Raw genomic sequence first — 7,667 nt, forward strand, 5'->3', positions numbered from 1 at the left:
CCGAGCAGATAGCCTGACCATCTCACATCAACCCTGTCCGTCGAGACGGGTCAAGCGCAGTTCGCCGGCGTTGTCGATCTGGTTGATCTCCGTGATTCCGCCGGGAAGCTTCTGTGCAGTCATCGCTTCGGCCGCGTCGTAGGCGCCGGTCGAGGTCCAGGTGGAACCTGCGGTGGTGACCTCAACTTTTGTGGCCAGTCCTCGCCGCTCGGTGTTTCCCGCTGCGTCGGTGCCGTCATAGGTGTAAGCGGTTGACCCGTTGGCGTCGACGACGGACGCGACCGCGCCAGCAGCGTTGTAGGTCGTAGTGGTGACCTGCTCACCTGACGGCTGATAAGTGATTGCTCGGCCCCATGAGTCGTAGCCGGTGGCCACGTTCGTGGTTGTGCCGCCGATGTGGGTGGCGGTCTGGACCGTCGGCAGCCCGCTGGCGGCGTCGTACGTGATCTCGGCCTTGGCGTTGGCAGTCGACCCGGCCAGGCCCGTGGCTGTGGTCTGGCTGATCTTTTCTCGGCCGTCGGCCAGATAGGTGACGGTGGTGGTCCGGGTTGCCGCGCCCGATGTCTCCACTACCGTGGTCGGTGCGAGCAGGTAGTTGAAGGTCGTCGTCGTCTTGGTCGGAAGACTCGGAGTCGGCCCGGTGCTGGAACCGGGAGCTGCAGCTGGGCCGCTCCAACAGATTTGGCCTGCCCATTGGGGTTTACCGCCACACTGCGAGGGAGACGCGGAGCCCGCGGTGTAGTAGACCGTCTTTGCGGTTCCGGCATCGGTGCCGTTCGATTCGGGCTGGCGAGTTTCGACGAGGCGTCCCTCGGCGTCGTAGCGCGCCAAAGTGATGATGTCTGTCGCCTGGTCGATGGCACCGTTGAGGTTCACGTCGACGACAGTCCTGCCGATCTGGCCGAGCGCCCACCCGTCCACATCCCCCAAAACGGGAGCCCCGTAATCGGTGAGCGTCCGCGACATCGTCTCGACATCGGCACCGGTGCCGGGATCGAACACCGACGTCACCTCAGCAGTGACGAGCCGATACGGCAGGCTGGTGACGGGGTCGATGCCGGCGTTCGGCGCTCCCTGGTCGTAGTCGGTGCGGCCGTGGGCACGGACCCAGCGGACGGTTCCATCCTTCAACGCGGCATACCTGGCGGGACCGTAGGTTTCGGTCACCAAGGTGCCGGCGGGCGTCACCACCGCTCCCGCGGCGTTCTTGATGTCGGCGTTGTAGACGGTCAAACTGGCGAGCTGGTCGACCGCCGCACCGGCGGGCAACTGGTCGTCGATCACGGCACGCAGGGCGCGTTCGTCGAGTTCACGCACGACGTTGCCCTGGTCGTTGTAGTCGGTGGCGGTGTATTGCCAGTTTCCGGCGCCGTAGTTGGCGGAGTTGATCGTGTAGCCGGCGGGGTCGGTGTACTGCAGGTCGGCGTACTGCCAATCACCCGAACCCGGTGCGCCGGTCAGTGGGTGGTCGGGGCCGAATACCGCGAACCCGTTGGTGGGAACGGCCTTCTGGTTCCAACGCGCCACCGAGCCCGCCGACAGGTCCGGCAGGCCGGTGCCGGACAGCGGCACGTCATATACGAACTTGCCCAGCGTCGCGGTGCCGCCGGTCGGGTCACCGACCGGGCGGGCGCGGGTGACCGAGTCGAGCTTTTCGCGCTGGTCGACGGTGACGTAGTTGAACTGGAACGGTACCTGCCCGGGCGGCTTCATCGAGGTCAGGTGGTTCTCGGTGTTGTAGGTGTATTCCGTGGAGAGGTTGGAGCGCGGGTCGGTGACCTTGGTGAGCAGCGCGTTGGTGTCGTAGGTGTAGGCGGCGACCTTGATCGAGTCCATGCCGGCGCCGCCAGTCCTGTCGGGGTTGTAGATGTCCAGCCAGGCCTCGCCGAGCCGGACCCGGGAGGCGCCGATCGTGGTGTAGACGAAGTGAATGCCGCGGCAGCCCGGGTTCATCCCGGTCAACGGCAATGACGCGTTGTAGGCGCCGCAGGTGACTCCCGGCGGGGCCGGACCGAGGATCCGGACGACGCGGCCATTGCCGTCGTAGGAGAACGTCGTCTTGCCGGCAATCCCCGCTTCGGAAATGCCGTCCGCGCGGAACAAGGTCGCCGCGTTCGCGACCGGGACCGCAGCCGGCTTCCAGGTGGTGATGGTGCCGTCGTCTTCGATGTAGGACAAAACCGGCGAGGCGCCCGTTCCGCTGATGGTCAGACGCGAACCGTCGAGCTCGGACTCCTCATCGACAGGCACCCAGTCCCCGAGCTCGAACGACTCGGTCGTACGACGCTGACCCGAGGGCGTTTCGTAGATCAGGCCGGTCCCGTCACCAGCGATGAGCACAAGAGTGCCGTCGATGCGGGAGGAGTCGATCACCTGCATCCCCGCGGCACCGGCCTCGGCGCCGTCGAATTGCGCGGTCCAGCCCTGCCCGAACGCGCCATTGATCTGGTTCGTCGGCGTCTCATACGTCATGTGCGACCGCGAAACCGACAGATCACCGGTATACCCAGGCACCGAGACGTCCGTCTCCGAGGCATTGAACTCACCGGTCCACAGAGCTACCTGCCCCGGGCCGGCGCCGCTGGTCGGGAACCCGTTGCCGAACGCGTGCGGCACGCGCTGCACAGTGGTGTCCGGCGTCTGCGACCAGGTGCACTGAACCGTGGAGGTGCCGTAGGTGAAGCAGACCTGGATGTCCAGCTTCACCGGCACCCGGTCGTTCAACATGGTCGGCTGGACGCCGGCGGTGTCGGGGTCGGAGTCGAGGTTGGCGTCGGACTTGGCGTTCATGGTGTCCCACACCGTGTTCACCGAGACACCACCGGCACCGCTGTCGACCACCGGCAGGGCCGTGGCGTCCTCGTTCCACCCGACCAGGTCATCAGCGCCGCCGTACCCGGAGACCCGCCAGCGCACCTTCGCCGTCACCGTCGACGACTGGCCCTTCGGCGGGCCGGACGCAGTGAGCCGGACCGTGTTCGCGGTGGTGATCCGCGGCGTCGAGGTCGGCGAGGTCAGCGCCGTGCCACCCCACCCGAAGCTGTGGGTCTTGACCGTGGACAGGTTGCCGGCCGGGGTCTCGGCCTGTGCGGTGATCGCGTGCAGACCCGGCGTGCCGTGCGGGATCGTCACCGTCGTCTTGGCCACCGCCGGGTCACTGGACGGCGTAATCTTCCACTGGCCCGCCACCCCGGTGTTCGAGGCGATCGGTTTGCCGTCCACGGTGACACGCAAATAGCCGGGGGCGTTGTAGCCGGTGCCGGTCGCGGTGATCGTGCACACCACATCCGTCGCCGGCGGGTTGTCCTGCCAGGAGTTGGTGACGTCGTACGGCGCCGGGCACGACACCACCGGGTCGGCGGGCTTCGCACCACCGATCCGCAGCCGGGTCTGGTAGCCCGTCCACGGGCCGTCGATCCGGCCGTCGTTCGCCTTCGCCCGCACATACAGCAACGTGTTGTCCGGCAAATCGGTGGCCGGGCGACACCCGGCCGTCGTACCCGAGGCATACACCGACGACGTACACGTCCCCAACAGGTTGAACGTCGGCCCGTCGCCGGTGAAGAACTCAAACACGTACTTCACCGTGTTGCCGTCCGGATCGGTCGCCTTGGTCCGCACCCACGGCTTCAGGCTGGGCGAATACATGGACGACGTGGTGTCTCCTGGCGCCGCGTAGGCAACCGCCTCGGTCGTCTCCACCGTCGCCGGCGGGTTCGGCGGCCGGTTCCAGGTCAGCGAGATGTACGGGTCGGCGTCGCCCTCGCTGGACACGAACCGCTTCCACGCGTTCGCGTCCGCCTCGTTCGCCGCCTTCAACGCCACCCCCACCGTCGCGTCGGTCTGACCCGACCAGTACTGCGCCAACCCGGTCATCGGAACCGAGATCCGCCCGGCAGCACAAGCACTGGAAAAACCCTTCGCGGCCGACACCGAACCCCACACTGTGCTGCTCGTCACCGGCTGAGACGTCCACCTGGTCGACGTCGACGCAGGCAGCGCCGCATGCAGATTCAGTTGCGTCGCGGTGCACGTCGTCGCGCCGTACTGGTACAAGGACAGGCTCGCCGCCGTGATGTCCTTGCCCTGGAACGACGCCCCAGCGAAGTTCAGGAACGACCGCTCGGTCGTGGTGCCGTTCTTGCCGGCCCGCAGATCCACCGTGGACGACAAATCATTGGGCCAGCCGGACTGCACGAACGTGTCGAACGTCGAATACAGGGGCGTGTTCGCGTACGTCGGGTCCACCGTCACCGGAAACACCCGTGCCGGGTCCAGCAACCAGCTCGCGTCCGGAGCGATCACCAGCGTCGCCTTACCCGGCGACACCTGCTCCACCGACATGCTCACCGGCGCCGTATTCACCGGCATGCCCGTGTGCTCGTCGGAGACCGCGTCCCACATCTGCCCGACCGGGATCCGCGACCGAACCACGTTCTTGGCATCAACAAACTCGACCGTCCCATCGGTGGCCTGCCGGGCCGTCAATCCCTTGGTACGCAGCGGGATCCGCCACACCGGCGCCACAATCGGGCGTTCCTTCACGATGAAGTCGGCCTCGAAACCCGACCGGCGCGCATCCAGCCTCAGATCGACACCGGGCTGTACCTCGGCATAAGTCGCCTTCGTTCCGTCCAGGGTCGGCTCCGGCAGCTTCCACGGCGCCAACCACTCCACCAGGCGGCCCGAACCCGCCGTCGCCGACGCGAACACACCCCCGACCGCGTCGTTGCGCTTGCCCAGCTGCAGCCCGAACTGGTGACCCTGCGGCGCCACCGTCCCATCCACCGCCTTCACCAAGGTCAAGTCGATCGACTGCCACGTGCCCTTCGATGTCTTGAACCGGATCGGCGCCAGGTGCGAGTCCGTCGTCATCGTGCCGTCCGCGTTGGCCCAGGTCGTCGATCTGTCCGACCGCAGCGACTCGACCTCAACCTTCGAGCCCTGCGAACGTGCCGTCAGCACCGCCGACACCAGATCCGGCCGCGAATCCACCTTCGCCACCGCCGGTTTCGGGTCCTCCGCCGGCACCGCAACCGCCGGCTGCTGGGCCTCCAGCCCCGTCAGCATCAACGCGAACGAGACCACAACCGCCACCAGGCGCGGAAACTTCTGCACGCGGGCACGCTGAGAACGATCCAGAACAAACACGATCCCCACCCCTGACGCCGGCCTAAGAGGCATCGGTGACTAGGCGGGTCACCGAGCTGGCCAGCGACCGCTACATCGCTAACACATAGCAAAGCGTTACAGAGTTGCGACAACCTGCAACCTCACTGTGAACCACTGACAAACCGCCAGTACCCCCAAGCGACCGAGCCTGGGCGATATCCGGTAGTGGAACCACCACCGGACCCGTCGACGCCCCGGGTCTGAAGTGCCGCCCTGGATGACACAGGCTCATCGGGTGGTCTCCCGTCCCACTGATCGCCGACAGCGGAAGGGAGCCGAACTGTTCCGCCGAGGACGCCGCCAGGCCAGAGCGAGCGACTGCCGCACCCCCTGTCGTAACAGTCGTTATCACCGGGTGGTAGTCCGGTCTGTCGGAGATCGAACCGATGAACTTCTCATTACGAGGAGGACGCTCAACGCGTCGCATCCGCCATCTACAAGCGGTTTCGTCCACACGGCCGCCCACACCACGGTCGAGATTCACCATAGATCTCTGGGATTTCGCACGACGAGCCGCACCACACGCGGACGGAGCAGGTCCAGAGCGACGTGTCGATGGGGTTCTGCTGGATCTATCAACGGTCCGGGTGGGCCTAGAGGTAGTCGACGGCGGACGCAGCGGTCGCCGGCCCGAGTCTCGTTGACCTAGGCGCGTTGACACCCCTGCTAGACATGAGTTCATGTCACGCTGCCGGTCTCGGCCAGCCGCTTTAGTCTGGGGCTCCAAGTCCCGGTCATCGCTTTACAAGAGCGAGGGCCGTCCCAGGACGCGCTGTCTCCAGCCGGAAACACTGTTGCTGCGGTTGTCTACGCTGTCGGATCTGCCCTGAGGTGGCGGGGTTTCATTGCCAGACCCATTGACAGACTCAGCCCCGCCCGCGTGCCGAGCATCGCGGCGACTGGGCGCACTACAGCGATAGACGACGTAGTCGACCAAGACGCCAATCTGCTTGGCGGACTTCGCGCTGTCAATTCAGAGACTCGTGACTTTGTAGCTCTCTGATAGCTGGTCGACAACCAAGTCGGAGTCGCTGCGCTCTGGCGGCCTCTAATCCGTTGGTCGCAACAGCATTCCATCACATGGTGCCGAGCTGTTCCGGGCTCCCTCAATTGAATCGAACGTCCTTTCAAAGTGAACGATTCCAACGACATGCAGACTTGTATTGCGGGTTGGCGCAGATCGGAAAGCCCTTCGCTGCCCTACTCCCAGCGACCACCTCGAGTCCCCGCTGGGGCGCAAAGAGCGCCGACCACTTTCCCTGGGGTCGGAGGCGGGCCAGGGGTTGACGGCCCGCCAGGGCGGTGAGATACCTGAAGGGCCTAGCAATAAGTCGGGGGACGGTGTAGCTATGGCTCTCGGTGATGGAATTCGTCGCAATGTCGCGTCTGTCAGGCCAGCTGAGCGGGCACTGCTCCGTGATGCGCTGGTCGAACTGAACAATCGTTTGTACCCCGGCGACCGGCTGGACTCGGTCCCAGGAGGGGTGACGTGGTGGTTCAAACAGGACGAGATCCACCAGGCGACCCATGTGCACGGCGGCCCGGAGTTCGTTCCGTGGCACCGGGTGATCGTCAATCGGTTCGAGCAGCTGCTCCGAGCGATCAACCCGCAACTGTCACTGCACTACTGGGACTGGACTCAGGATCCGAGAGCGATCACGGGGGCCAACATGGGGGCCGGGGCGACGGGAACTCTCAGCCTGTTCACCCCCGACCTCATGGGGTATGGAGGTTCAGTCCCTGCGGCGATCGGTGAGCCGTGGCTGAGCGCCGGCTACTACGTTCCCGGCGCAGATCCCCACCGCGACGCATCGGGCAACCCCGCGGACCCTCCCCTGATGGTGATGCGGCACATCGCCGGTACTCCTGCCGACCCGGCCGATGACAGCGGGGTTGTGTCGGCTGACGACTTCGCCCAAATGGCAACTCGTTTGGAGCTCGTTCACAATGCGATGCACGGTTTCGTCAGTATGGGAGGCCAGCACATCTCCTTCCGTGATCCGTTCGTGTTCCTGCTTCACTCCAACGTAGATCGCCTGTTCGCGCTCTGGCAGACGCAGCCCGGCCACGGGGAACGGCTTGACCCTGCTTACGTCTATGGCTCCTTGAGCAGCCAAGCGGCCCTGAACAGCAACGCGGAACCTTGGTCGACGGGTCATTCGTTCGACCAGTTCGACAATGAGCACTTCACTCGTCCGTGGTTCGCGCCGGAGAACGACGGCGTCCCAAGAACTTACAAGCATCCCGCGATTGTGCGTCCACCGCGCTACGACACTAACGTTGCTGTTCATCTGCCTCCCGCGCCCGACGAAGCGGGAGGGCCGACGGTCACCTCCGGAGGACCCCACGACCTGGATGTGCTGATCCGCGGGAAGCACAACCTCGATCTGGTCCACCGCTGGTTCGCTGGCGGCCACTGGGGTGGGTGGGACAATCTCGGCGGTGATCTCGCCGCGGGGCCAGCGGTCACGGCAGGCGGCCCACACGACCTGGAC

General features: G+C 65.6%; 2 protein-coding genes. One reads left to right on the forward strand and one right to left on the reverse strand.

Translation table 11 applies throughout. The features are described 5' to 3' along the window. Positions 1-27 precede the first annotated feature (27 nt). Positions 28-5,118, reverse strand: coding sequence for a DNRLRE domain-containing protein (locus tag ABD255_RS43020; protein WP_344222663.1), 5,091 nt, complete (start codon positions 5,116-5,118; stop codon positions 28-30). Positions 5,119-6,521: 1,403 nt separating this feature from the next. On the opposite strand from ABD255_RS43020, the gene ABD255_RS43025 reads away from it, so the two are divergent. Then, positions 6,522-7,667: tyrosinase family protein (locus ABD255_RS43025; protein ID WP_344222664.1), on the forward strand; the 1,146-nt coding region annotated here is incomplete at its 3' end.

This window comes from Kribbella sancticallisti, assembly GCF_039530625.1.
GTDB lineage: Bacteria > Actinomycetota > Actinomycetes > Propionibacteriales > Kribbellaceae > Kribbella > Kribbella sancticallisti.